Annotated in this window: 22 protein-coding genes; 13 read left to right on the plus strand and 9 right to left on the minus strand. The window is 70.1% G+C overall.

Annotation, left to right across the window (positions count from 1 at the left end; all coding sequences use genetic code 11):
- From ABZ297_RS18970 to ABZ297_RS18995, 6 genes are all read left to right on the plus strand, one after another.
- The coding region (locus ABZ297_RS18970; protein ID WP_355347355.1) for an NAD(+)/NADH kinase at window positions 1–1,246 on the plus strand (1,246 nt) is incomplete at its 5' end.
- Window positions 1,243–2,013, plus strand: coding sequence for an SDR family NAD(P)-dependent oxidoreductase (locus ABZ297_RS18975; protein ID WP_355347358.1), 771 nt, complete (start codon window positions 1,243–1,245; stop codon window positions 2,011–2,013). The genes ABZ297_RS18970 and ABZ297_RS18975, both read left to right, overlap by 4 nt.
- A gap of 28 nt (window positions 2,014–2,041) precedes the next feature.
- A complete protein-coding gene (locus ABZ297_RS18980) occupies window positions 2,042–3,328 on the plus strand; it encodes a sugar ABC transporter substrate-binding protein (protein WP_355347361.1) in 1,287 nt (428 codons plus the stop codon).
- A gap of 2 nt (window positions 3,329–3,330) precedes the next feature.
- The gene (locus ABZ297_RS18985; RefSeq protein WP_355347364.1) at window positions 3,331–4,257 is read left to right on the plus strand and encodes a sugar ABC transporter permease; all 927 of its coding nucleotides are present in this window, start codon (window positions 3,331–3,333) and stop codon (window positions 4,255–4,257) included.
- 10 nt (window positions 4,258–4,267) lie between these two features.
- Window positions 4,268–5,089: a carbohydrate ABC transporter permease gene (locus tag ABZ297_RS18990; protein ID WP_355347367.1), complete on the plus strand. Its 822-nt coding sequence runs from the start codon at window positions 4,268–4,270 to the stop codon at window positions 5,087–5,089.
- Complete coding sequence (locus ABZ297_RS18995; protein WP_355347370.1) at window positions 5,089–6,684, plus strand: glycogen debranching protein; 1,596 nt, start codon at window positions 5,089–5,091, stop codon at window positions 6,682–6,684. Before ABZ297_RS18990 ends, ABZ297_RS18995 begins: the two co-directional genes overlap by 1 nt.
- Here the strand turns inward: ABZ297_RS18995 and ABZ297_RS19000 are convergent.
- Entirely contained in the window at window positions 6,621–7,988 is a 1,368-nt protein-coding gene (locus ABZ297_RS19000) for a serine hydrolase (protein ID WP_355347373.1), read from the minus strand. The two genes, ABZ297_RS18995 and ABZ297_RS19000, sit on opposite strands and share 64 nt — an antisense overlap.
- Window positions 7,989–8,143: 155 nt before the next feature.
- On the opposite strand from ABZ297_RS19000, the gene ABZ297_RS19005 reads away from it, so the two are divergent.
- Both ABZ297_RS19005 and ABZ297_RS19010 read left to right on the plus strand, forming a co-directional pair.
- Entirely contained in the window at window positions 8,144–9,877 is a 1,734-nt protein-coding gene (locus ABZ297_RS19005; RefSeq protein WP_355347376.1) for an ATP-binding protein, read from the plus strand.
- On the plus strand, window positions 9,870–10,538 hold the full coding sequence (locus ABZ297_RS19010) for a response regulator transcription factor (protein WP_355347379.1): 669 nt from the start codon (window positions 9,870–9,872) through the stop codon (window positions 10,536–10,538). Before ABZ297_RS19005 ends, ABZ297_RS19010 begins: the two co-directional genes overlap by 8 nt.
- A gap of 4 nt (window positions 10,539–10,542) precedes the next feature.
- On the opposite strand, the gene ABZ297_RS19015 is transcribed toward ABZ297_RS19010, so the two are convergent.
- Window positions 10,543–11,388 (minus strand): fused MFS/spermidine synthase, encoded by an 846-nt coding sequence (locus ABZ297_RS19015; protein WP_355347382.1) that lies wholly within the window; start codon window positions 11,386–11,388, stop codon window positions 10,543–10,545.
- Window positions 11,389–11,434: 46 nt separating this feature from the next.
- Here ABZ297_RS19015 and ABZ297_RS19020 point away from each other — a divergent pair, with 46 nt between their 5' ends.
- On the plus strand, window positions 11,435–12,952 hold the full coding sequence (locus tag ABZ297_RS19020; protein WP_355347385.1) for a penicillin-binding transpeptidase domain-containing protein: 1,518 nt from the start codon (window positions 11,435–11,437) through the stop codon (window positions 12,950–12,952).
- A gap of 76 nt (window positions 12,953–13,028) precedes the next feature.
- On the plus strand, window positions 13,029–13,676 hold the full coding sequence (locus ABZ297_RS19025; protein ID WP_355347388.1) for a hemolysin III family protein: 648 nt from the start codon (window positions 13,029–13,031) through the stop codon (window positions 13,674–13,676).
- A gap of 13 nt (window positions 13,677–13,689) precedes the next feature.
- Here the strand turns inward: ABZ297_RS19025 and ABZ297_RS19030 are convergent, their stop codons facing one another.
- Window positions 13,690–14,904 carry a transposase gene (locus ABZ297_RS19030; RefSeq protein ID WP_355347391.1) on the minus strand — a complete coding sequence of 405 codons (1,215 nt, stop codon included), beginning with the start codon at window positions 14,902–14,904 and terminating at the stop codon, window positions 13,690–13,692.
- A gap of 158 nt (window positions 14,905–15,062) precedes the next feature.
- Here ABZ297_RS19030 and ABZ297_RS19035 point away from each other — a divergent pair, with 158 nt between their 5' ends.
- From ABZ297_RS19035 to lat, 3 genes are all read left to right on the plus strand, one after another.
- Window positions 15,063–15,431, plus strand: coding sequence for a PPOX class F420-dependent oxidoreductase (locus ABZ297_RS19035; RefSeq protein ID WP_355347394.1), 369 nt, complete (start codon window positions 15,063–15,065; stop codon window positions 15,429–15,431).
- Between the two features lie 45 nt (window positions 15,432–15,476).
- Complete coding sequence (locus ABZ297_RS19040) at window positions 15,477–16,037, plus strand: HdeD family acid-resistance protein (RefSeq protein ID WP_355347397.1); 561 nt, start codon at window positions 15,477–15,479, stop codon at window positions 16,035–16,037.
- Between the two features lie 75 nt (window positions 16,038–16,112).
- Entirely contained in the window at window positions 16,113–17,384 is a 1,272-nt protein-coding gene (lat, locus tag ABZ297_RS19045) for an L-lysine 6-transaminase (protein WP_355347400.1), read from the plus strand.
- Window positions 17,385–17,404: 20 nt separating this feature from the next.
- Here the strand turns inward: lat and ABZ297_RS19050 are convergent, their stop codons facing one another.
- The 6 genes from ABZ297_RS19050 to rffA all read right to left on the minus strand — a co-directional run bounded on the left by ABZ297_RS19050 (window position 17,405) and on the right by rffA (window position 23,585).
- A complete protein-coding gene (locus ABZ297_RS19050) occupies window positions 17,405–18,664 on the minus strand; it encodes a nucleotide sugar dehydrogenase (RefSeq protein ID WP_355347403.1) in 1,260 nt (419 codons plus the stop codon).
- Window positions 18,665–18,858: 194 nt separating this feature from the next.
- Window positions 18,859–19,836 carry a dTDP-glucose 4,6-dehydratase gene (rfbB, locus tag ABZ297_RS19055; RefSeq protein WP_355347406.1) on the minus strand — a complete coding sequence of 326 codons (978 nt, stop codon included), beginning with the start codon at window positions 19,834–19,836 and terminating at the stop codon, window positions 18,859–18,861.
- A complete protein-coding gene (locus ABZ297_RS19060; protein WP_355347409.1) occupies window positions 19,833–20,900 on the minus strand; it encodes a glucose-1-phosphate thymidylyltransferase in 1,068 nt (355 codons plus the stop codon). Before ABZ297_RS19060 ends, rfbB begins: the two co-directional genes overlap by 4 nt.
- 134 nt (window positions 20,901–21,034) lie before the next feature.
- Window positions 21,035–21,499: a GtrA family protein gene (locus tag ABZ297_RS19065; RefSeq protein ID WP_355347412.1), complete on the minus strand. Its 465-nt coding sequence runs from the start codon at window positions 21,497–21,499 to the stop codon at window positions 21,035–21,037.
- A gap of 161 nt (window positions 21,500–21,660) precedes the next feature.
- A complete protein-coding gene (locus ABZ297_RS19070) occupies window positions 21,661–22,431 on the minus strand; it encodes a GNAT family N-acetyltransferase (protein WP_355347415.1) in 771 nt (256 codons plus the stop codon).
- Window positions 22,431–23,585, minus strand: coding sequence for a dTDP-4-amino-4,6-dideoxygalactose transaminase (gene rffA / locus ABZ297_RS19075; protein WP_355347418.1), 1,155 nt, complete (start codon window positions 23,583–23,585; stop codon window positions 22,431–22,433). The genes ABZ297_RS19070 and rffA overlap by 1 nt, the downstream gene beginning before the upstream one ends.
- Window positions 23,586–23,620 lie beyond the last annotated feature (35 nt).

Genomic DNA, 23,620 nt, shown 5'->3' on the forward strand with positions numbered 1-23,620 from the left:
CGGGCTCAAGGGCAGCGACGGCGCGTCCGTGCAGCGCGAGGCCCTGACGCGCGGAGCGATCCCGCGGGCGGGGGAGCGTGCGGCGCAGGCCGTCCGCACGCTGCTGTCCCGCCGCCCGGGTGCCCGCCTTGTCACGGTGTCGGGGGTGATGGGGGAGGACAGCGTCCGCGCCGCGGGCGGCACCCCCGAGGTGGTCCGTCTCCCGCCGTCCGCCCAGCGGGCGTCCGACGGACCGCCCGGGACTTTTGCGGGCTTGGTCGCCTCGGAGGCTTCCGAGACCGCTGGTACCACTGGCACCACGGCGGCGGACACGCGGGCGGCGGTGGTCGCGCTGGCCGAGGTGGATCTGCTGCTGTTCGCCGGGGGTGACGGGACCGCGCGGGACGTGCTCGACGCGCTCCGCTCGCTCGGCGACCAGGCGCCGCCGGTGCTGGGGATCCCGGCGGGCGTGAAGGTGTACTCCGGGTGCTTCGCGCTCAGCCCCGCCACCGCGGGGTTCCTCGCCGCCGACCACCTCTCCGGCGTCAGAACCTCCCCCGCCGGCGGTGCGGGGGTGGGGCGGCTGGACGAGGCCGAGGTGGTGGATCTCGACGAGGAGCGGTACCGGCACGGGCTGGTCAGCCCCCGCCTCTACGGGACGGTGCGCGTCCCGGTGGCGAGGGGAGCCCTGTCGGGGCGGAAGGTGGGGGCGTCCGCGGCGGCGGCCGGCACGGTCGAGGGGATCGTGGGGGAGGTCGTGGCAAGGATGCGGCCCGGGGTGCGGTACGTGCTCGGGCCGGGCGCCACCACGTCCGCGGTGGGCCGCAGGCTGGGCCTGGCCACCACCCTGCTCGGCGTGGACGTCGTCGAGGTGGACCCGTCCGGAGGCGTGCTCGTGGCGGGCGACGTTTCGGAGCGCGAGCTGTTCACCCTGGTCAACGGGCACGACGCGGTTGTGGTGCTGTCAGTGATCGGGGGGCAGGGGTTCGTCATGGGGAGAGGAAACCAGCAGATCTCGCCCCGGGTGATGGACGCCGTCACCACCGGGCGAACCGGCGGCGAACAGAGCGCCGGGCGCGCCGGCGGGGGGCTGATGGTGCTGGCCGGCCAGCAGAAGCTGGCCGCTCTTGGGGGACGTCCGCTGCTGGTCGACAGCGGGGACGAGGACCTGGACAGGAGGCTCGCGGGCCACGTCCAGGTGATCACCGGATATCGCGAAAGCACGATTTATCGCATTTGTGCGGCAAGTGAGGAGTTCCACGGATGAACACGCTCGAGGGCAAGGTCGCGATCGTTACGGGCGGTGCCTCGGGCATCGGCCGCGCCACCGCGCTGCTCTTCGCCAGGCACGGCGCCCGCGTCGTGGTCGCCGACATCGACGGCGCGGGCGCCGAGGCGACGGTCCAGCAGATCGCCGCCACCGTCGAGGAGACGTCCGGGCCGCGGGCCGTCGCGGTGCGGGCCGACGTGGCCGACTCCGAGGACTGTCGCCGCGTCGTCGAGACCGCCGTCTCCACGTTCGGCGGGTTGCACGTGCTGTTCAACAACGCCGGCATCATCCGCCGCACCACCGCCCTCGACCTGGACGTCGAGGAGTGGGACCGGGTGATGGCGGTCAACGTCCGGTCGGTGTTCCTCATGTGCAAGCACGCGATCCCCGCCATGACCGAGGGTGGCGCGATCGTGAACACGGGTTCCGGCTGGGGGCTCAAGGGCGGCGGGAACGCGATCTCGTACTGCGCGTCCAAGGCCGCCGTGGTCAACATGACGCGGGCGCTCGCGATCGACCACGCCAAGGCCGGGATCCGGGTGAACTCCGTGAACCCGGGCGACACCGACACCCCGATGCTCCGGGACGAGGCCCGGCAGCTCGACGAGGACTGGGCCGCGTTCCAGGCCGACGCCGCCGACCGGCCGATGGGCCGCTCCGGCAGCCCGGACGAGATCGCCCAGGCCGTGCTCTTCCTGGCGAGTGACGCCGCCAGCTACATCACCGGTTCCGCCCTCGTCGTCGACGGCGGCGGGCTCGCCTAACTGCAAGACCCCCCAAAGGAGCAAGACCATGAAGCGTGCGCTTGCCGTCATCGGCATCCTCGCCCTCGCGACGACCGCGTGCAGCGGCAGCGGTGGAGGCAACGTCCCCGGCGTCAGCAGCGCCGGAGGGCCCGTCACCGTCCGCTGGTCCACCTGGGGCTCGGCCGACGACGTGAAGGTCTACCAGGAGTTCATGCAGGACTTCGAGAAGCGTCACCCGAACATCAAGCTCAAGCTGGAGCCGGTGGCCAAGTACGAGGACTACCACCCCAAGCTGCTCACCCAGCTCACCAGCAAGACCGCGCCCGACGTCTTCTTCGTCGGCGACGACAACATCGGCAAGATCGTCTCGGCCGGCGTGCTCAGCCCGCTCAACGACCTGCTCGGCGGGCCGGACTCGAAGAGCAAGCCGGAGGACTTCTTCGAGGGCATCTACGGCGGGGCCAAGAAGGACGGCAAGATCTACGGCGTCCCGAACGACACGAACCCCGAGGTCCTCTGGTTCGACAAGAAGGCGCTCAAGGACGCGGGCATCACCGAGGACCCCGCCGCCCTCTATGCGGCCAAGCAGTGGACGATGGCCAAATATCTGGAGATGAACGCCAAGCTCAAGGCGGCGGGCAAGGCCGGATCCATCTTCTGGAACTGGTATGGCTCGACGTACTCCATCATCAACGGTTTCGGCGGCAAGGTGTGGGACGGCGGCAAGTTCGTCGCCACCACCGACGCCAAGGCCCGCGAGGCCCTGCAGACCCTGGCCAAGGGCTACCAGGACAAGACGTTCCTCTCGGCCGACCTGCTGCCCGACAGCAACGGCCCGAGCACCCAGTTCCTCAAGCACAAGGCCGGCTTCTACGCCGGCGGGCGCTGGATGATCGAGACCCTCAAGAAGGGCGGCGAGCTCGCCGACTACGACATCGTGCCGTTCCCCTCGCAGACCGGCGAGCCGATGCCCGGCGCGGTGGCCGCCTCCTACCTGGCGCTCAACAAGGACACCAAGCTGCCGAAGGAGGCCTTCACCTTCCTGAGCGAGTTCGTCAGCAAGGAGGGCCAGCTCATCCGCCTCAAGAGCGGCGCCGCGGTGCCGTCGATCAAGGGCGCGGAGCAGGTCGTGCTGCAGGACAACTATCCCGCGCACGCGCAGACCTTCCTCGACGTGCGCGACACCGGCTTCGCCAACTACCCCGAGGAGGTCGGCGTTCCCGGCCTGACCGCCGACATCAACGACCAGCTGATGAAGGTCTGGACCAACAAGGTCGGCTTCGATCAGGGCATGACCGAGCTGCAGAAGCTCGTCGAGAGCAAGATGGGCTGAGCGTGGCCGTTCTCACCCCGGCCCGTCCCCGGACCCGCCACGCCGCGCAGAAGATCAGGACCAAGGACGGCTGGTGGGCCGCGTTCTTCCTGGCGCCCCAGGTCGTCGCCTTGCTCCTGTTCCTGGTGATCCCGCTCGGGTTCGCCGTCGTGCTGGCGTTCATGAACTGGGACGGGATCGGCCAGAAGCAGTGGGCCGGTTTCAGCAACTTCGCGGCGCAGCTGTCCAGCCCCGACTTCGGGCTGGCCGTGTGGAACACGATCAAGCTGACGCTGCTCACCGTGCCGCTCGGGCTCGGGCTCGCCATCGTCATCGCCGTCGCGCTGAACAACATCAAGGGCCGCGGTTTCTACCGGGTGATGTACTTCATGCCCGTCGTGACCAGCTCGGTCGCGGTGGCGTTGATGTGGCAGGTCATCCTGGCCGGAGACGAGAACGGGGTGCTCAACACCTCGCTGCACCGCTGGTTCGGCATCAACCCGCCCGACTGGCTCGGCGACCCCGGCTGGGTGATCGTGGCCATCGCGGTGGTGACGATCTGGTCATCGCTCGGGCTCAACGTGGTGATCTTCCTGGCCGGGCTGCAGACGATCCCGCCGCAGCTCGTCGAGGCGGCCAGGATCGACGGCGCCGGAAGCTTCCGGATCTTCCGATCGGTCACCCTGCCGCTGCTCTCACCCACGATCTTCTTCTCCACCGTGGTCGCGGTGATCAGCTCGTTCCAGGCGTTCGACCAGATCTACGTGCTGGTCGATCCGAAGGACAACGAGGGTGCCCGCACGATCGTGTTCCAGGTCTACAAGCTGGGCTTCAGGGACTTCCAGTTCGGGATGAGCAGCGCCGCCGCGCTGATCCTGCTGGTGCTGACGCTGCTGGTCACGCTCGTCCAGTTCGCCGCGCAGAAGCGCTTCGTCCACTACGACTCATGAGAGGGCTCGCATGCGAAGCAGGCAGGTAGCCCTGCATGCCGTCCTGGCCTTGGGCGGGCTGGCCATGCTGTTCCCGTTCGTCTGGATGCTGCTCACGTCCTTCAAGGGCGCGCACCAGATGTTGAACAACCCGCTCGACTGGCTGCCCAACCCGTGGCGGGCGCAGAACTATACGGACGCGCTGACCGAGGTGCCGTTCGGGCGGGCGTACTGGAACAGCCTCTACATCGCCGCGCTGAACGTCGCGCTCACCCTGCTCACCTCGGCGATGGCCGCCTACGCCTTCGCCAGGATCCGCTTCAGGGGCTCGGGCGCGCTGTTCATGCTGTTCCTGGCCACCCAGATGGTGCCGCAGCAGGTCATCATCGTGCCGCTGTACCTGATCCTGGCGCGGTTCGGCTGGGTGGACTCGCACCTGTCGCTGATCGTGCCGACCATCGCGAACCCGTTCGCGGTCTTCCTGCTGCGCCAGTTCATCAGGGCGGTGCCGATGGAACTGGAGGAGGCGGCGAGGCTCGACGGGGCCGGCCGCTGGCGGATCTTCTGGAGCATCGTGCTGCCGAACATCCGACCCGGGCTGGGGGCGATCGGCATCATCGTCTTCCTGGCGTCCTGGAACTCGTTCTTCTTCCCGCTGATCTTCCTGAACTCGCCGGAGATGGCCACCGTGCCGCTGCTGCTCAGTCAGTTCTCCAAGCAGCACGGGGCGGTCGACTACGGGCTCACCCTGGCGGGCTCCGCGATCGCGGTGGTCCCCACGCTGATCGCCTTCCTGATCGGCCAACGTAAGATCATCAACTCGATGGCCGCATCCGGCCTGGGAGGACGCTGATGCTGGATCTCCGCGAGCGGCCCTTCACCGAGCGTGGCTCACGCCTGCTGGTGATGGCGGCCGACGACGGCTCCCTCTGGATCGCCAGGGCCGAGTACGAGACCAGGCTGCGCGAGACGTCCGTCCTGACAGGCCTGCGGGTCTTCGCCGGGTCCCGCGAGCTGCCGGTGCGCCGGGCGCTGCCCGACCGCGTCGAGTTCGCGGACGGGCTGACAGACGGGGTGACGGGTGGGGTGACGCTGGCCTTCGTGGACGCGGACACGATCGTCCTGCTCGGGACGGGAGCGCGAGCCGTGTGGGACGGCGGCGAGGCGGCGATCGACGGCTGCCTGACCCTGGTCGGCTCCCCGCCGCCGGCCGGCGCGGACGTCCTGGGCTCGGCCGCCCGGCGGTGGCGCGACTGGTTCGACCGGATGCCCGCAGTCCCCGACGACCTGCGCGAACGGGCCGAGCAGGCGTGGTGGACGCTCGCGGTGAACCTGGTGCGGATCCAGGGCAGGGAGTCGCTGATCCCGTCCAAGTACGGATATGTCGGCCTATGGAACTGGGACTCTTACTTCCACGCCATCGCGCTCAGGCACGCCGACCCCGCCCTGGCGAGGGAGCAGATCCGCATCCTGCTCGACAACCAGCGCCCTGACGGCCTGATCCCCGACGTCGTGCACGACCACGGCGTGCTCGCCGCGACCACCGACCTGCCCCGCTCCGACCTGGCCCGCCTGGAGCAGCACGTCGGCGGCGGGCCGATCGGCCCGGAGGTTCCGGTGACCAAGCCCCCGCTCACCGCCTGGGCCGTTTGGAAGATCCACGAGCGCGACCCCGACCCGGGCTTCCTGGCCGAGGTCTACGAGCCGCTGGTCAGGTCGCAGGAGTGGTGGTTCGAGCACTCCGACCCCGACGGCGACGGCCTGGCCGAGTACCTGCACCCGTACTCGTCCGGCCTGGACGACAGCCCCATCTGGGACCACGGCCCGCGAGCCGAGCCCCCGGACCTCAACTCCTACCTGGCGCTGCAGTACGACCGGCTGGCCGACATCGCCGCCGTGCTCGGCCGGGACCAGGGAGTCTGGCGGGACAAGGCCCAGGCGCTCGTCGATCTCATGATCGAGCGCCGCTGGAACGGCTCCCGCTTCGTCACCAGGCCGTCGGACGACGTCCGCACCCCGCTGGACTTCATGCCCCTGATCACCGGCAGGCTCCCCGCGGAGATCGCCCGCACCCTCGTCGACGGCCTGACCTCGCCGAGCTTCTGGGCCGAACGCCCGCTGCCCACGGTGGCGTTCGACGACCGGCGCTTCGACCCCGACGCCATGTGGCGCGGCCCGGTCTGGCTCAACGTCAACTACCTCCTGGTCGACGGCCTGCGCCGGTCCGGGTACCAGGAGACGGCCGACGAGCTCAGGGCCCGCACCCTGGCCATGGTCCGCGACGGAGGCGGCCTGTACGAGTACTGGAACCCGCTGACCGGCGCCCGCGCGGGCCGCGCGACGACCGGGTTCGGCTGGTCGGCGGCCCTCTTCCTGGACCTCGCTCAGGAGCGGCCGAGCAGCGTGAACGCGCCCCGCGACAACGCCAGCAGCTCCTCGGTGACCTGATCCTCGGCGAAGGGGGCGTCGGGGTTCGAAGCCAGGGCGGTGACGACGAACGTCCGGCCCGAGGAGGTGCGGGCGAGGTAGCTCAGGTCCAGCAGGCCCGGCTCCGACCCGCCCTTGTACCAGACCGTCGGCCACGTGCCCGGCGGCAGCCCGAGCCCCCCGCCGTTCGCCGACATGATCTGGCCGATCTCCTTGGAGCGGAGCCCGGCCAGCTTGGCGTAGACGCGGCAGACGTCCTCGGGGGAGGCGAACCACTCCACGGTGTTCAGCTCGCGCGGCTTCGCCCAGGGGACGATGCCGGGGAGAGGCACCTTGTCGACGACCTTCGCCAGGTAGTCACGCCGCTGGGCCGTGCCGAGCGAGAGGTAACGCTCGGCCAGGCGGGGGTAGTCGGCGCCCTTCAGCGCGAACAGCTCCCTGGTCGACAGGAAGGGCACGTTCCGCTTGGCGTGCGCCGACCAGGCCCGCACCGTCTTCTCGACCGACCTACGCCCGGCCTCGTGCAGCAGCAGGTCGGCGCCCGTGTTGTCGCTGATCGAGATCATCAGCTTGGCCGCCTCCAGCACCGTCACCTTGCTGTTGTCGGGACGGTCCTGGAGCCGGCCGCTCGGCAGGCTCTTCAGCTCCGGCTTGATCGTCAGCTCGGTGTCCCAGTCGAGCGTGCCCTGCTTGACCTGCTTGGCGACCGTCCCGAGGACGTACAGCTTGAACATGGAGCCGAGCGGGCGCGGCTCGCCGGGCGACACGGCGTGCACGGTGCGGCATCGGCCGCCCTCCGTCACCTCGGCGGCGAGGAAGCCGACGTCCGGCGCGACCTTGCGCAGCCGCTGGTCGAGTTCCTGCCAGCTCGTGGGCGCGGGCTGGGGAGCGGCGGGGACGGAGAACTGCAGCGAGGCGATCTTCCCGGCGGCGTCGACGCTGATCGTGAGCTTGTAGGTCTTCCCGCCTGCGGTCACCTCGCCCACGAGGACCGTGGGCCGGGCGTCGACGATCTTCTGCAGACGCAGGTTCGCCACGCTCGCCAGGACCTGGTTGACCTGGGCGGGCGGCACCTGCTGGAGGAACGCGGCGGTCAGGTGCTCCCTCAGCTCGCCCTCGGCGATCGGCGCCCTGGTGGACGCGTCGAGCAGCCAGCGCACCTGCGCGCCGACGGGCGTGTCCGGGATCTCCACGGCCGGGGAGGAGGGTGAGGGGCTGGGCGCGAGCGGTCGCGCGGCGGCCTGCGCGGCTCCGGAGGTCAGTGTGACGGCCACGGCCGTCGCCGCGACGGCGAGGACGCGCAACGGTCTCGACGCGGATTTCAAGGCGACTCCTTCATGTCGGGGTCCACCGAGCCAATCGCACGGGTCAGCCCGACGCCCACCGGGCGAGCCGCCGTTTCCGCACCTGAGGTTGCCCGCACCAGATGTGCGGTTAACCTCATAGACGCTCCCGTGATGTCGCGTGACGATGGTGGTCTATGAGTTCCAGGCTGGTGGCCGGGCTGCTGGCGGTCGCCGCGGCGGCGGGGGTGACGGCGGGCGCGCTGCTGGAGAGCGGCCTGCCCGCACCGGCGACCACGTGGGCGTTCATCGTCCTGGGGCTGGTTTATCCCGGGCTCGGCTGGCTGCTCGCGCTCAGACGTCCCGAGGTCCGCTACGGCTGGCTGCTCCTGGCCGCCGCCCTGTCCCTCGGGCTCGGCGTGCTCGCCGTGGGCCTGATCATCCGAACCGGGCAGACGTCGGGGCCGGTGGCGGCGCTGTTCGCGGTCTTCACCGTGTACTACGGCCTGACCTGGGTGTTCATCCCGCTGCTGTTCCCCGAGGGGCGGCTGCCCTCGGCCCGGTGGCGGCCCGTCGCGTGGGTCGCGGGCGTGGCCGTCGGCGTCCACTTCGCGGGCATCGCGCTGCTGTCAGGCGGCGGCCTGTCGCTGTCGCGTCTCGGGCCGGACAACCTGATACCGGTGCTCGCGGCATCGCTCGGCCAGCTCGTGGTCGTGATCGCGGGCCTCGTCGTGTTCGTCGGCCTGCTCGTCCGGTGGCGGCGCAGCCGCCCGGCCGAGCGCGGCCAGTACGCGTGGATGGTGGCGGGCGTGGCGGTCAACCTCGTGGGAAGCGGGCTGCTGACCCACTTCAACTTCGGCGGCGGGCAGCCGGTCTTCGGCGTGTTCGGGGTGATGGCCGTGCTCGGCGCGCTGCCGGTGGCGCTCGCGGTGTCGGTGGTGCGCCACCGGCTGCTCGACATCTCCGTGGGCGTCAGGGGATCGCGGCTGCACCTGGTGTTCGATGTCCGTCCCACGGTGGGCGAGCTGTTGTCGAGCCTCGGCAGCGAATTGGAGGACGCGTCCGAGCCGGTGGAGCAGCTCGGCAGGCTCGCGTCCGCCGTCAGGACCGGGCTCGGCGCCCGCTGGGCGGCCGTCACGCTCGCCGACGGCACCCGCCTGGTGTCGGGACGCGAGCAGGGCGAGGCCGCGCTGACGCTGCCCGTCGGCGGCGGTCCCGGACGGATCGAGGCCGGCCCCAGGAACGGCGGCCGGTTCACCGAGGCGGACCGGCGCTTCCTGGAGGCGCTGGCCGTGCCCGCGGCGCTGGCCATCCAGAGCGCCGGGCTCGCCACCCGCCTGGTCAACGCCCAGGAGGCCGAGCGCAGGCGGATCGAGCGCAACATCCACGACGGCGTCCAGCAGCAGCTCGTCGCGCTCATCGCCGGGATCGAGCTGGCCAGGGCCACAGGCGGCGGCCCCGACACGCTCGCCCACCTGCGCGAGCAGGCCCGCCAGACGCTCGCCGACCTGCGCGAGCTGGCGGCCGGCATCCACCCCTCGGCGCTCAGCCAGGGCGGGCTGGTCGAGGCCGTCGAGGAGCGCTGCGCCCGGCTGCCGGTGCCCACCACCGTCGCCGCCGACGGCGAGCTGCGCTCCCAGCGCTTCCCCGACGAGGTGGAGGGCGCGATGTACTTCACGGTGAGCGAGGCCGTCGCCAACGCGCTCAAGCACGCCGGAGCCACCAGGATCGAGGTGCGGCTGGCGCGCGCCGCAGGGCGGCTCCGCGCGACGGTCGCCGACGACGGCAGGGGCTTCGACCCGCGGGCCACCGGCCACAGGGGCCTGGCCACGCTGGCCGACCGGCTCGACGCACTGGGCGGCGGCGTCGAACTCGACAGCGGCCCGGGAAAGGGGACGAGGATGAACGCCTGGGTGCCGGTCGATGCCTGACCGGATCCGCGCCGTCGTGGCCGACGACCACTACCTGGTGCGCGAGGGCACCAGGCAGCTCCTGGAGACGTCCGGCGAGGTCGCGGTCGTGGGCGCGGTCGGCGACGCCGACGAGCTGCTCGACGCGGTCCGCAGGCTCGGCCCCGACGTGGTGGTCACCGACATCCGGATGCCGGGAGGCGACTGGCGGCAGGGGTTCGAGGGCATCGACGCCGCTCACCGCGTGCACGCCGACCATCCCGGCGTCGGGGTCGTGGTGCTGTCGCAGTACTCCGACGCGCTGTTCGCCGTCGAGCTGTTCAAACACGGCACCGCGGGCTTCGCCTACCTGCTGAAGGACCGGGTCGGCGACCTCGACGAGCTGCTCGGCGCGATCAGGGCCGTCGCCTCCGGCGGCTCCGTCATCGACCCGAAGGTGGTCGAGGGCCTGCTCGCCAGGCGGGACGTCCGCGGCCAGCAGGAGGGGCTGACGGCCCGCGAGCGCGACGTGCTGCGCGAGATGGCGCACGGCAGGTCCAACGGGGCCATCGCCCGCGCGCTGCACCTGTCGGTGTCGTCGGTGGAGAAGAACGTCAACTCCATCTTCACCAAGCTCGGGCTGGAGAGCAGCGCGGACGTGCACCGCCGGGTCGCGGCGGTCCTGGCCTACCTGGGGCCCTGACCGCTCAGCCGAAGACCGCGGGCGGGGGCACGGGCGCGAGCACCGGGTCGCCGTCCTTGATGGGCTGCGCGCCCGCCACGAAGTTCGTCAGCGCCTCGCCGTGCACGCACCTGGCCTGGGTGAGGCCGCCCGCCGCGCGGCGGGTGAGCAGGTCCACCGGCAGCCCGGCGCGCGAGGCCGCGACGATGAGGTTGCCGAAGCGGCGACCGCGCATGACCCCCGGCTCGGCCAGCAGCGCGACGTGCCGGAAGGTGTCGCCGACGGTGGCCACCAGCCGCCTGGCGAAGGCCAGCCCCTTGCCATCGGCCAGGTTGATCAGCAGCGTGCCCGAGGGGCTGAGAACCCGGGCGATGTCGCCCATGTACTCCTGGGTGGCCAGCTCCACCGGCATGGTGGCGCCGGTGAAGGCGTCCAGGACGAACAGCTCGGCCGTTGCGTCCCAGACCTTGGCCGTGCCCTCGCGGCCGCCCTGGACGATCATCTTCAGCTTCGGCACCGACCGCAGGTCGAGCTGCTCGCGCACCAGGTTGACCAGCAGCCCGTCGGGTTCGATCACGATGTGCCTGGACCCGGGGCGGGTGGCCGCCACGTAACGCGGGATCGTGCAGGCGCCGCCGCCCACGTGCACACAGCTCAGCGGACCCTCGGGGAGGAGGTCGATGACGTCCGCCATGAGACGTACGTACTCGAACTCCAGGAAGGTGGGGTCTTGTAGGTCGACGTACGACTGAGGTACGCCATCCTTGGACAGCACCCAGCCGTCCTGCCTGTCCAGGTCTCGGAGCAGTTCGACCTCGCCGAACGTCACCGGGTACCGGCCGGGCATCGGCTCCCGCTGTCCACGTGCCACGTTGATCCTCCTGGGAGAAAACCGTATGCGACGGCGAAGACTGATTGTGCTCGTTATCGCGTTACTTGTGGTTTTAGGGGCGGGAGCTTTCGCCCTCGCCGTATCCCATCGTGTCAAAGGCGACCCGGCCGAGGTCGCGTCGGCCTACTTCGACGCCTGGCGCAGGGGCGACGTCGAGGCGATGGCCCGCCTGGTCTACCAGCCGCCTGCCGACTTCGCCACCAAGCACCGGTCGCTGACCGAGGAACTGCACGTCCAGGACGTCAAGCTGGAGCCGGGAGCGGTGCGGAGCACCGGCGAGGAGTCGGCCGAGGTGCCCTTCACCGGCAGCAGGACACTGCGCGAGTTCGGCCCGTGGCCGTTCGCCAGCACGCTGCGCCTCGCCGTCAGGGACCGGGCGTGGAAGGTCATCTGGACGCCCGAGACCTTGCACCCGCTCCTCAAAGACGGCGGCACGCTGGAGCTGACCTCGTTCAAAGGGCTACCGCCGGAACTGGTCACCAGCGAGGGCGCCAAGATCCCCAACGACAGCTACGCCGAGTCCTACCTCGCCCAGCTCCGGCCCGAACTGGGCGAGGGCGGCCAGGGGAGGGCGCTGGTGTCCGTCGTGCCGGGACAGCAGGCGCGCAGGCTGATGGCCGTCGAGCCGGAGCGGAAGGCCGAGCGCACCACGCTGTCGCAGAGCGTGCAGGCGGCGGCCGCCCGGGCGCTCGACGGGGTGGCCGACGCGGCCGTGGTGGCCCTGCGGCCGAGCACCGGCGAGATCCTCGCGGTCGCCGACCGGCTGCGGGACAACCGCAGCGCCCTGCGCGACTTCTTCCCGCCCGGCTCCACGTTCAAGACGATCACCGCCGCCGCGCTGCTGGCATCCGGGCTCGACCCGGCGGCCCAGCTCGACTGCCCGGGCAGTTACACCATCCCCGGCAACCGGAGCATCAGGAACGCCGGCGGGCAGGGCCACGGCACGGTCACCTTCGCCGACGCGTACGCCTACTCGTGCAACACCACCTTCGTCCAGCAGGCCGTCACCCGGCTGCGGGGGAGCGACCTGGTGGCGGCCGCCCAGAAGTGGGGGTTCACCGGGGCGAGCCTGTCGACCGGGGTGGGCGGCAAGTGCGGCCGGATGAACCCGCCCGGCAGCGTGGACGAGTTCGCCGCCGACTCCTTCGGCCAGGGCACGGTCGAGGCGACCCCGCTGTGCATGGCGATGGTCGCGGCGGCGGTGCAGAACGGGAGCTGGCGGGTGCCGCGCATCCTGCCGCTGGAGGCGGCCCGCCGGATCGACGGCACGCAGGCCAACGCGGTGGTCAAGCTCGACGACGGGGTCGTCGCGGCGCTGCGGGAGATGATGCGCGCCGTCGTCGACCACGGCACGGCCAGCCAGGCGGGCCTTCCCGACGGCGTCTCGGGCAAGACGGGGACGGCGGAGGCCGGGGGCGGCGCGGAGCACGGCTGGTTCATCGGCTACCGCGACGACCTGGCCTTCTGCGTCTTCGTGCGGAACGGCGGCTCAGGCCGCGCGTCGGCCCTGCCGATAGCGGCCCGCTTCCTCAACGGCCTGTGACACCGGCGTTCCACGCCGGGCGATCTTCGCGGGGGCGCCTTACCGGCCGACGCTAACCTACGGTACCGTAGGTTTCATGACGACCATCACCGCGAAGCCACGGCTACGAGGCTGGTTGCACACCGGGACGCTGCCCGTGGCCCTGCTGGCCGGGTTCGCGCTCGTGGCGCTCGGCCCGACCCTGCAAGCCCGGCTGGCCTCCGCGATCTACGCGATCACCTCGGGCCTGCTCTTCGGCATCTCGGCCACCTACCACCGCGGCACCCTCGGCCCGCGGCTGGCCGAGGCGCTGCGCCGCTTCGACCACGCCAACATCTACCTGATCATCGCGGGCACCTACACCCCCTTCGCGCTGCTCGCGCTCGACGGCGCCGCCAGGGTGGCCGTGCTGTCGGTCATCTGGAGCGGTGCGCTGGCCGGCGTCCTGTTCAGGGTGTTCTGGATGAACGCGCCCCGCTGGCTCTACACCGTCCTGTACCTGGCGCTCGGCTGGACCGCGATCTTCGTGATGCCGCAGCTCCTGGAGGGCGCGGGCGTCGCCGCCGTGGTGCTGGTGGCCGTCGGCGGCGTCTTCTACAGCGCCGGCGCCGTCGTGTACGGCCTGCGCCGCCCCGACCCGTCGCCCGGCTGGTTCGGCTTCCACGAGGTGTTCCACGCGTTCACCATCGCCGCCTACCTGGTGCAGTACATCGCGGTGTCGATCGTGGTGTACTCGCACGTTTGACTTCCTCTCCCTCCTAAAAGAGGGGGAGTCCCACCCTCGCGAGTGAGGTTTCCTGCTTCACAGCCGACCGCATCCGGGAGGACCCGGCATGTCTCATGTCAGCTCCACAGGCGGACACCGCTTGACCAGCGGCCAGAATGTTCTTGGCAGCGTTGATGTCCCGGTCGTGCCGGGTGCCGCAGGACGGGCAGTGCCACGTCCGGGTGCTGAGCGAGAGTTCGGCGAGCAGGTGCCCGCACGCCGAGCAGGTCTTACTGGATGGGTACCAGCGGTCGATCACGATCAGGTGCCGCCCGTGTTTGGCGGTCTTGTAGTGCAGTTGGCGCCGGAACTCGCCCCATCCGCAGTCGGAGATGACCCGCGCCAGGCGGCGGTTGCGGACCATGTTCTGCACGGCCAGGTCCTCGATCACGATCAGGTCGTGCTCGCGCACCAGGCGGGCGCTGGTCTTATGCAGGAAGTCGGCGCGGGCGTCACGGACCTTGGTGTGCGCGCGGGCGACCTTCGCCCTCGCCTTGTTCCTGTTGTTCGAGCCGCGCTGTTTGCGGGCCATGCGCCGCTGGTAGCGCGCCAGATTCTTCGCCTTGCGTTCCAGCAGGCGCGCATTGGCGATGCGCTCCCCCGTGGACAGGACCGCGAAGTCTTTGACCCCCAGGTCCACGCCGACCGCCGAGCCGGTGGCCGGGGCCTGCCCGGGCTCGCCAGCGGTCGTGTCGGCGGTTTCGACGGCGAGGGAGGCGTGCCAGCGGCCGTCGGGGTCGCGGGAGACGGTCACCGTCGTCGGGTTCAGCGTGGCGGGGTCCACCTCGGGCCAGGACCACACGAACTCGATCGGCGCGTCCATCTTGGCCAGGAACAGTCGCCCGTTCTTCCAGCGGAAGGCCGAGCGTGTGTAGGTCGCCGACTGCTTGCCGTGCCGGGACTTGAACCGGGGATAGCGGGCGCGTGCGGCGAAGAAGTTCACGAACGCCGTGTACTGGTGCCGCAACGTCTGCTGCAACGGCACCGAGGAGACGTCGAACAGGAACCCGAACTCGGGGTCGCGCTTCAGCTCGGTCAGGTACCGGTCGCTCTGCGCGTAGGACGTCTTGGCCCCGTCGGCGCGGTAGCGGTGGTGCCGCCACGCCAGCGTCTTGTTCCACACCAGGCGTACGCAGCCGAACGTGCGGTTCAGCACCGCCGCTTGTTCGGGGGTGGGGTAGACCCGCACCTTGTACGCCGTACGCATGTTCGCATGTTGCCGCATCGCAGAAAGATCTGTAAGCAAAAGAGAAAAGGTGAGATTATGTGCGCTTCGCGCCCTGGGTTGTCCCGGCTGCGCCGGGCCACCCCTTGCGGGGGCCGGATTCCTCCTGGCCCTGAAGGCCCGGGCTTCCTCCGGAGGACATGGTGAACCTCGGAGATGAGGCGTACATATCGGTGACGTCCTACCGCCGGGACGGCACTGCGGTCGCGACCCCCGTCTGGGTGGCCCGGGACGGCGACGCCGTGGTCTTCTGGACCGTCGCGGATTCGGCGAAGGTCAAACGGATCCGCCGCAACCCCGAGGTGACTGTGGTCGCCTGCGACGTGCGCGGCAACACCAGGGGAGAGCCGGTCAGGGGGCGGGCGGAGGTGCTCGGCGCCGACGAGACCGAGCGGGTGCGCCGTCTGCTCAGGCGCAAGTACGGCCTGGTCGGCCGGCTGGTGCTGCTCGGCAGCAGGGTGCGCAGGGGGCGCGACGGGACGGTTGGGGTGCGGGTCACCGACTTTTGACCCGGCGCTGGTCTGCTTCGCGATCCATATGGAGAACACACCAATATGGAGCCATATGGAGAACACGCCAGGTTGGGGGAGATCGCGCGCACGTGGTGGCTCATCCTCGTTCGCGGGATTCTCGCCATCATCTTCGGCGTCCTCGCGCTCATCTGGCCGGGGCTCACGTTGTTCGCGCTGGTGATCCTGTTCGGCGCGTACGCGCTCGTCAGCGGGGTCTTCGCGCTGGTCGCCGCGTTCAAGCACGGGGTGAAGTCGCGGGCCTGGCTGATCCTCTCCGGGATCCTCGGCATCGCGGCGGGCATCCTGGCGTTCGTCTGGCCGGGCATCACCTCGCTGGCCCTGCTGTACGTGGTCGCGTTCTGGGCTCTGTTCAGCGGCGTGTCGGAGGTCATCGCGGGCATCGCGCTCCGCGAGATGATCACCAACGAGTGGATGCTCATCGTCGGGGGCATCCTGTCGGTGATCTTCGGCATCCTGCTCATCATCTGGCCGGGCGCCGGTCTGCTCACGCTTGTCTGGCTGCTCGGCATCTTCGCGATCCTGTACGGCATCGCGATGGTGGTCCTCTCCTTCCGGGTGAAGAAACTCGCCCCGACGCCCTAGCGGCCGGAAAATTTTCGGATATATACGCCTCCATACGGGGAAAGTATGTCTTGTCTGGCTCAACGTGGAGGAGACATGGACATACACCACCGCCTCGCCCGCCACCTACTCGTCGACGGCTACCGGCTGGTGCTGGACCTCGACCGCAGCCAGGGCTCCTGGCTGGTCGACGCCCGTGACGGCCGCCGCTACCTGGACTTCTACACGTTCTTCGCGTCCGCGCCGCTGGGAGTGAACCCGCCCTTCCCCTCTGACTTCGCCGACCTGCTCGGCCGGGTGGCGCGCAACAAGCCGGCCAACCCCGACATGTACACCGAGCACCTGGCGGACTTCGTCGACACGTTCATCCGCGTCCTCGGCGACCCCGACCTCCCCCACCTGTTCTTCGTCGAGGGCGGCGCGCTGGCCGTCGAGAACGCGCTGAAGACGGCCTTCGACTGGAAGAGCCGCCGCAACGAGGCCGCGGGCAGGTCCCCCGAGCTGGGCACCCGCGTCATGCACCTGACCAAGGCCTTCCACGGCCGTAGCGGCTACACGCTGAGCCTGACCAACACCGAGCCGGGCAAGACCGCCCGCTTCCCCCAGTTCGACTGGCCGCGCATCGACGTCCCGGCCATCCACCACGGGGACGTCGAGGCGGCGGAGCAGCGGGCGCTCGCCCAGGCCAGGGCGGCGTTCGAGCGGCACCCGCACGACATCGCCTGCTTCATCGCCGAGCCCATCCAGGGCGAGGGCGGCGACAACCACATGCGCCCCGAGTTCCTGCAGGCCATGCAGCACCTGTGCCACGAGTACGACGCGCTGTTCGTGCTGGACGAGGTGCAGACGGGCGGCGGCACGACCGGCACCCCGTGGGCGTACCAGCAGCTCGGCCTGGCCCCCGACATCGTGGCGTTCGCCAAGAAGGTGCAGGTCGGCGGGGTCATGGCGGGCCGCAGGGTGGACCTGGTGCCCGACAACGTCTTCCAGGTCAGCGGCAGGATCAACTCGACCTGGGGCGGCGGCCTGGTGGACATGGTCCGCTCGCGCGGGCTGCTGGAGATCGTCGAACGCGACGGCCTGATCGGGCGCGCGGCCACGCTCGGTGAGGAGCTGCTTGAGCGCCTCACCAAGCTGCAGGCCGGGCAGCCGGACACCGTCTCCAGCGTGCGCGGCCGCGGCCTGATGTGCGCCTTCGACCTGCCCGACAAGGCGTCCAGGGACGCCCTCGTCACCCGGCTGCGGGAGGACGAGGGAGTGCTCGTACTGCCCTGCGGCCCGCGCTCGGTCCGGTTGCGTCCGGCGCTCAACATCACCGAGGCCGACCTCGACCACGGCCTCACGGCCCTGACGTCGGCCCTGGCGTAACGGCCCGTCAGAGCCGCCCGTCAGAGTCGTTCGACGTTGGCGCCCCGGCAGCGGTTGCGGGTGTCGAAGACGAAGGCGCTGGCCTGCTCGACCAGTTCGTAGTCGAAGCAGTCGTGGTCGGTGAGCACCACCACGGCGTCCGCGCGGGCGAGTTCGGTGCGGGTGGCCTCGACGAGCTCGACGCACGACGGCAGGTGGAAGTCGTTGATGTGCGGGTCGGCGGCCCGCACGTGCGCGCCCAGCTTGCTCAGTGCCCTGGCCACCTCGATCGCGGGCGACTCGCGGCAGTCTCCGGCGTTCTTCTTGTAGGCGAGCCCGAGCACGAGCACCCGGCTGCCGTTGATGGGCTTGCGACGCCGGTTGAGCGCGAGGGTGAGCCGGTGGACGACGTGGTCGGGCATGTGGTCGTTGATGTCGTTGGCCAGCTCGACGAACCGGAAGTTGTGGCCGAGGCTGCGCTTGACCTTCCACGACAGGTACGACGGGTCGATCGGCAGGCAGTGCCCGCCGACGCCGGGGCCTGGGGTGAAGCGCATGTAGCCGAACGGCTTGGTGGAGGCGGCGTCGATGGCCTCCCACACGTCGATCCCGAGCTGCCCGGCGAACACGGCCAGCTCGTTGACCAGCGCGATGTTGACGTGCCTGAAGGTGTTCTCGAGCAGCTTGCACAGCTCGGCCACCTGGAGCGAGGAGACGGGGACGACCTCGCGCACGACCCGCCCGTAGAAGTTCTGGACGCTCGCCAGCGAGGTCTCGTCGATGCCGGACACGACCTTGGGCGTGTTCTCCAGCCGCCACCGCGCGTTGCCGGGGTCGATCCGCTCGGGGCTGTAGCCGAGGAGGAAGTCTTCGGGCGCGCGCAGCCCCGAGCCCTCCTCCAGCAGGGGCAGCAGGTACTCCTCGGTGGTTCCCGGATAGGTGGTGGACTCCAGGATCACGGTGGCGCCGGGCCGGACGAAGGGGGCGATGGACTGGCCGGCCGAGGCGATGTAACGGAGGTCGGGGGCCCCCTCGGCCAGCGGCGTCGGTACGGTGATCACGCAGATGTCGAAGTTCTCGGCGTCGGTGTAGTCGGCGCTGGCGAGGTAGCGGCCGCTTTGCTGGGCGGCGGTCAGTTGGTCGTCGCTGATGTCCTCGACGTAGGACTCGCCGGCGTTGAGCCGCTTGACCCGCCACGGGTCCACGTCGATCCCCACGACCTCGAACCCGGCCTCGACCGCCCGCATCGCCAGGGGCAGGCCGACGTAGCCCTGCCCGACGACTACCAGTTTCTCTCCCATGTCAGGACCCCCGTTACATCGAGATGAGACGAACTCGACTGTAGGAGCCGGACGATCAGTTTCGGGGAGGGACACGAGGAAGGTCCGCATATAGATGACCATTAGCAGCGTGACATCGAAGCTTCTTTTTAACTGCGCACGTCACGTATGGGGCATTCGCGGCAAGGTCCTCAGCTGAGGAGTCCGGGGGAGGGTCAGGCGGTCCGTTGCTTCAGCGGGCGCCACCAGTGCTGGTTGTCCTGGTACCAGCGCACCACCTCGGCCAGGCCGTCGCCGAAGTCCACACGCGGCTCGTAGCCGAGGGCCCGGAGCTTGCTCCAGTCGACGGAGTAGCGGAGGTCGTGCCCGAGCCGGTCGGGCACCCCCTCCACCATCTCCCAGGCCTTCCCGAGGGTGGCGAGCAGCAGCCCGGTCAGCTCGCGGTTGGTGAGCTCCGTGCCGCCGCCGATGTTGTAGACCTCTCCTGGCGAGCCCTTCTCCAGCACCAGCTGGATGCCCCGGCAGTGGTCGTCGACGTGCAGCCAGTCGCGTACGTTGAGCCCGTCGCCGTACAGCGGAACCCGCTCGCCGTCGAGGAGGTTCGTGACGAAGCGCGGGATCATCTTCTCCAGGTACTGGTAGGGGCCGTAGTTGTTGGAACAGCGGGTCACCCGTACGTCGAGACCGTAGGTCTGGTGGTAGGCCCTGCAGAGCAGGTCGCTGCCGGCCTTGGTCGCCGAGTACGGCGAGTTGGGGAGCAGAGGCTCGTCCTCGGCCCAGGACCCCTCGCCGATCGATCCGTACACCTCATCGGTGGACACATGGACCACCGTTCGGACGTCGGCCTCCAGCGCCGCCTCCAGGAGCCGCTGAGTGCCCAGCACGTTCGTCGTCACGAAGTCGCCGGCTCCCGTGATGGAGCGGTCGACGTGCGTCTCGGCCGCGAAGTTCACGATCACGTCGCACTGGGGGACGACCTCGGCGAGCAGCCGCGTGTCCGTGATGTCGCCGCGTAGGAAGGTGTAGCCGGGACGCCCGGTCACCGGCGCCAGGTTGCCGAGATTGCCGGCGTAGGTGAGCTTGTCGAGGACGGTGACGCTGACGTCCTCGTGGCCCGGATACGAGCCGAGCAACAGCGAGCGGACGTAGTGCGACCCGATGAACCCGGCGCCACCAGTGACGAGGACCCTCATGCCCGCACCTGGATCCTGCTGTGGTCGCCCACCATGAGCTCGTGGGTGTTGGGCATGCCCGTCGCCCGGCTGACCTCGACGTTGCGGCCGATCAGCGAGTGCGCGATGCGCGAGACCCCGCGCACGGACGAGCTGTCGAGCACGATCGAGTACTCGATCTCGGCGTTCTCCACCTCGCAGTTCGCCCCGATCGAGGTGAACGGGCCGACATAGGACGAAATGATCTTGGAGTCGGCGCCGATCACGATGGGCCCGCGCAGAACCGAGTTCTCCACCACCGCGCCCTGCTCGATGACGACCCGCCCGGTGATGTCGCTCAGGCGGTCAACGGTCCCCTTGACGTCCGGCTCGACCTGTTCGAGGACGATCCGATTGCATTCCAGCATGTCCTGCAGCCGCCCGGTGTCCTTCCAGTAGCCGCTGACGAGATGGGAATGGACCCGAGAGCCGTGGTCGATGAGCCACGTGATGGCGTCGGTGATCTCCAACTCGCCCCGGGCCGACGGCGTGATGGCCCGGACGGCCCGGTGGATGGCGGGGGAGAAGATGTACACCCCGACGATGGCCAGATCGCTGCGCGGGTTCTCGGGCTTCTCTTCCAGGCCGATGATCTCGCCCTCCGGGCCGAGCTCGGCGACCCCGTAGAACTGCGGCTCCGCGACCTTGGTGAGCAGGATCTGGGCGTCGCAGTCGGACGCGCGGAAGGCGTCGACCAGGCCGGTGATGCCGCCCACCAGGAAGTTGTCGCCGAGGTACATGATGAAGGGCTCGTCGGCGAGGAACTCCCTGGCGATCAGGACGCAGTGCGCCAGGCCGAGCGGGGCCTGCTGGTGGATGTAGGTGATCCGCAGGCCGAACGCGGAGCCGTCGCCGAGGGCCTCGCGGAACTCGGCGCCCGTGTCGCCGACGATCAGGCCGACCTCGGTGACGCCCGCGTCGCGCAGCGCCTCCAGCCCGTAATAGAGCACGGGCTTGTTGGCCACGGGCACCAGTTGTTTCGCTGAAGTATGGGTGAGCGGGCGCAGCCTCGTCCCCTTGCCACCCGCCAGAACGAGCGCCTTCATCGCTTTGTGAGTCCTTCCGCGGACCGGACGTGGCCGTGCCGGCCACCTGTCCGCAGGAGTTTATGCGGGGCGCGAATCAGCGGAACTTCGCGATGCCGCCTCTTGCCGAAGCGCGTACGGCCCGTTGTCCCGCACTAGACGTTTCCGCGAGCGCGAAACGTCCAATTTCGGTGTATCAGATAGGTGAGGGGCGGACTTATGACGACTATCAGGCCCTGGGCGGCCAGGACGGGAAGCCCGACCACCTCCACCAGAATCGGCAGTCCGATCAGAGACGCGAACAGGAAACTCAGCCCGACCAGGTAGAACCGCAGATAGCCGGTGACCCAGGACTCCTTGGAGCCGCGGAACACCACCAGCCGGTACCACGGATACACCAGGACAACGGTGCCGAAATGACTGACCACGACAAGGAGCAGATAAGGGACGGAGCCCTGGGCGGCGTGCAATGCCAGGCCGAGCAGGCCGCAATGGATCGCCGCGGTCATGGCGCCGGCCATCAGGTAGATGACGCGGTGCGCGTCAAGAACCGGGATCAACGCCCGCCATCCGAAATGCGATTTATCCTCGCATGCGGCTCGACTTTCTACTTCGACCATGTCGCCGGCACTCCGGATCGTTATCTGGCGGTGCGGTAAAGCATGATGGTAACCACCTCATGCTGGAAGGATTGCGACACCAAGGTGGTGTCGGTGGTAATTCTTGCTCGCCGGTCCGGCAGCGCGACCGTGCGCGAAGACCGACGCCCGGCCGGGTGGCCTCAGTGCCCCGGCCCTGGCAGGAGCGCGCTCCGGATCAGATGCACGGTGAGAACCGTCTGCGTGGGCTCGAAGCCGTACCGGGCCCAGGCCCGTTGCACGCGCGTGTTGTGGCCCTGGGTGGAGATGACGACGTCCGCCGCGCCGCGCGTCAGCGTGCGGTCCTCGACGGCCTTCAGCAGGTGCGCGTACAGCCCGCGCCCCTGCCGCCCGGGGACGACGCCGGCGAGCAGGATCTCCGTCCTGGCCTCGCCCTCCTCCAGGGTGGCCAGCGCGACGAGCGCCTCCGTGCTCCGATCCCACAGCGCGAGGCAACTGCCCTCGGCCGCCGAGCTGAGCGCCCACTCCTGGTAGCCGGCGACCGCGTCGGCGGGGTCGAACAGCGGGTTGGCCAGGTAGTGGTTCTCGTACGCGGTGAAGATCTCGGAGACCAACTCCCCGACGGAGGCGGCCGCCGGCTCCACCGCCAGCAGATCCGGCGCCCCTTCGGGGGCGCGGCCCTGTCCGGCGCGCAGCCGCCAGTACACCAGGGAGTCGGCGAACACGGCGGTCCGCTGCAGAGCGGTCAGCTGGGCGAACCAGCCGACGTGCTCGGCCGGGTAGCGCAGCACGATGACGTCCGCGTCCGAGCGCAGGACGGCCTCGCGCACGGCGGGGAACGGCGATTCGGACCCGGCCGTGAGCCGCTCCACCGAGCAGCCGAACCGCTCCGACTCGACCCGGGACTCCCAGGCGCGCAGGGCCGTCGCCTCGATCACGTCCTGCCAGGCCATCAGCTCACCTCGAAGGAGCGGACCGCGTCGATCACCCGGGCCAGGCGGGCCTCGTCCAGGTCGACGAAGAGCGGCAGCCGCACCAGCCGGTCGGCGACCTGCTCGGTCACCGGGCAGCCGCCGGGGGCCGGCCGCCCGTACCGCTCGCCCGCGGGTGAGGTGTGCAGCGGCTGGTAGTGGAAGGCCGCCCGCACCCCCTGGCCGGCCAGGTGCGCGATGAAGGCCTGGCGGCTGCCAAGGTCGGGGAGGAGCAGGTAGTACAGGTGCGCCGGGTGCGCGCACCCGGCGGGGACGGTCGGCTGGGAGATCCCGTTAAGCGCCGCCCAGTCGGCCAGTTCCGCGTGGTAGGCGTCCCAGACGGAGAGTCGCCGGAGCTGGATCTTGTCGAACGACTCCAGCTGGGACGTGAGTTGCGCGGCGAGCACGTCCGACGGCAGGTAGCTCGACCCGATGTCCACCCACCGGTACTTGTCGACCTGGCCGCGGAAGAACCGGCTGCGGTCGGTGCCCTTCTCTCTGATGATCTCGGCGCGTTCGACGAGGTCGGCGTCGTTCAGGAGGAGCGCGCCGCCCTCCCCGCACTGCACGTTCTTCGTCTCGTGGAAGCTCTGCGTGGCCATGCGGCCGAACGACCCGAGCGGGCGGTCCCGGTAGAAGCCGCCCAGGCCGTGGGCGTTGTCCTCGACGATCGCCAGCCCGTGGCGCTCGGCGAGGGCGCAGAGCGCGTCCATCGCGCAGCCGACGCCCGCGTAGTGGACCACCACGATGGCCCGCGTGCGATCGGTGATCGCCGCTTCGACCAGCCGCTCGTCCAGGTTGAGCGTGTCCGGCCGGCAGTCGACGAACACCGGGACGGCCCCGCGCAGCGCGTACGCGTTGGCCGTCGACATGAAGGTGAACGACGGCATGATCACTTCGTCGCCGGGCTCCAGGCCGAGCAGGATCGCCGACATCTCCAGCGCGTGCGTGCAGGAGGTGGTCAGCAGCACCTGCCGGGCGCCGGTGATCTCGCCGATGAGCTGGGCGGCCCGCCGGGTGAAGGGCCCGTCGCCGCAGGTGCTTCCCTGGCGCACGGCCTGCGTGAGGTAGTCGAGCTCGTTGTCCGAGACGTGCGTCCGGTTGAACGGGATCGTCGTCTGATCGCTTACGGTCACGGACGCAGTGAACAACGAACCGGCCCGACCGGCGG

Source organism: Nonomuraea sp. NPDC005983, assembly GCF_040614375.1.
Lineage (GTDB): Bacteria > Actinomycetota > Actinomycetes > Streptosporangiales > Streptosporangiaceae > Nonomuraea.

Coding starts and splice junctions, on each gene's coding strand:
- ABZ297_RS18975 (WP_355347358.1), top strand. CDS start 1,243: ATGAACACGCTCGAGGGCAAGGTCGCGATCGTTACGGGCGGTGCCTCG.
- ABZ297_RS18980 (WP_355347361.1), top strand. CDS start 2,042: ATGAAGCGTGCGCTTGCCGTCATCGGCATCCTCGCCCTCGCGACGACC.
- ABZ297_RS18990 (WP_355347367.1), top strand. CDS start 4,268: ATGCGAAGCAGGCAGGTAGCCCTGCATGCCGTCCTGGCCTTGGGCGGG.
- ABZ297_RS18995 (WP_355347370.1), top strand. CDS start 5,089: ATGCTGGATCTCCGCGAGCGGCCCTTCACCGAGCGTGGCTCACGCCTG.
- ABZ297_RS19005 (WP_355347376.1), top strand. CDS start 8,144: ATGAGTTCCAGGCTGGTGGCCGGGCTGCTGGCGGTCGCCGCGGCGGCG.
- ABZ297_RS19010 (WP_355347379.1), top strand. CDS start 9,870: ATGCCTGACCGGATCCGCGCCGTCGTGGCCGACGACCACTACCTGGTG.
- ABZ297_RS19025 (WP_355347388.1), top strand. CDS start 13,029: ATGACGACCATCACCGCGAAGCCACGGCTACGAGGCTGGTTGCACACC.
- ABZ297_RS19030 (WP_355347391.1), bottom strand. CDS start 14,904: ATGCGTACGGCGTACAAGGTGCGGGTCTACCCCACCCCCGAACAAGCG.
- ABZ297_RS19035 (WP_355347394.1), top strand. CDS start 15,063: ATGGTGAACCTCGGAGATGAGGCGTACATATCGGTGACGTCCTACCGC.
- ABZ297_RS19040 (WP_355347397.1), top strand. CDS start 15,477: ATGGAGCCATATGGAGAACACGCCAGGTTGGGGGAGATCGCGCGCACG.
- lat (WP_355347400.1), top strand. CDS start 16,113: ATGGACATACACCACCGCCTCGCCCGCCACCTACTCGTCGACGGCTAC.
- ABZ297_RS19050 (WP_355347403.1), bottom strand. CDS start 18,664: ATGGGAGAGAAACTGGTAGTCGTCGGGCAGGGCTACGTCGGCCTGCCC.
- rfbB (WP_355347406.1), bottom strand. CDS start 19,836: ATGAGGGTCCTCGTCACTGGTGGCGCCGGGTTCATCGGGTCGCACTAC.
- ABZ297_RS19060 (WP_355347409.1), bottom strand. CDS start 20,900: ATGAAGGCGCTCGTTCTGGCGGGTGGCAAGGGGACGAGGCTGCGCCCG.
- ABZ297_RS19065 (WP_355347412.1), bottom strand. CDS start 21,499: ATGGTCGAAGTAGAAAGTCGAGCCGCATGCGAGGATAAATCGCATTTC.
- ABZ297_RS19070 (WP_355347415.1), bottom strand. CDS start 22,431: ATGGCCTGGCAGGACGTGATCGAGGCGACGGCCCTGCGCGCCTGGGAG.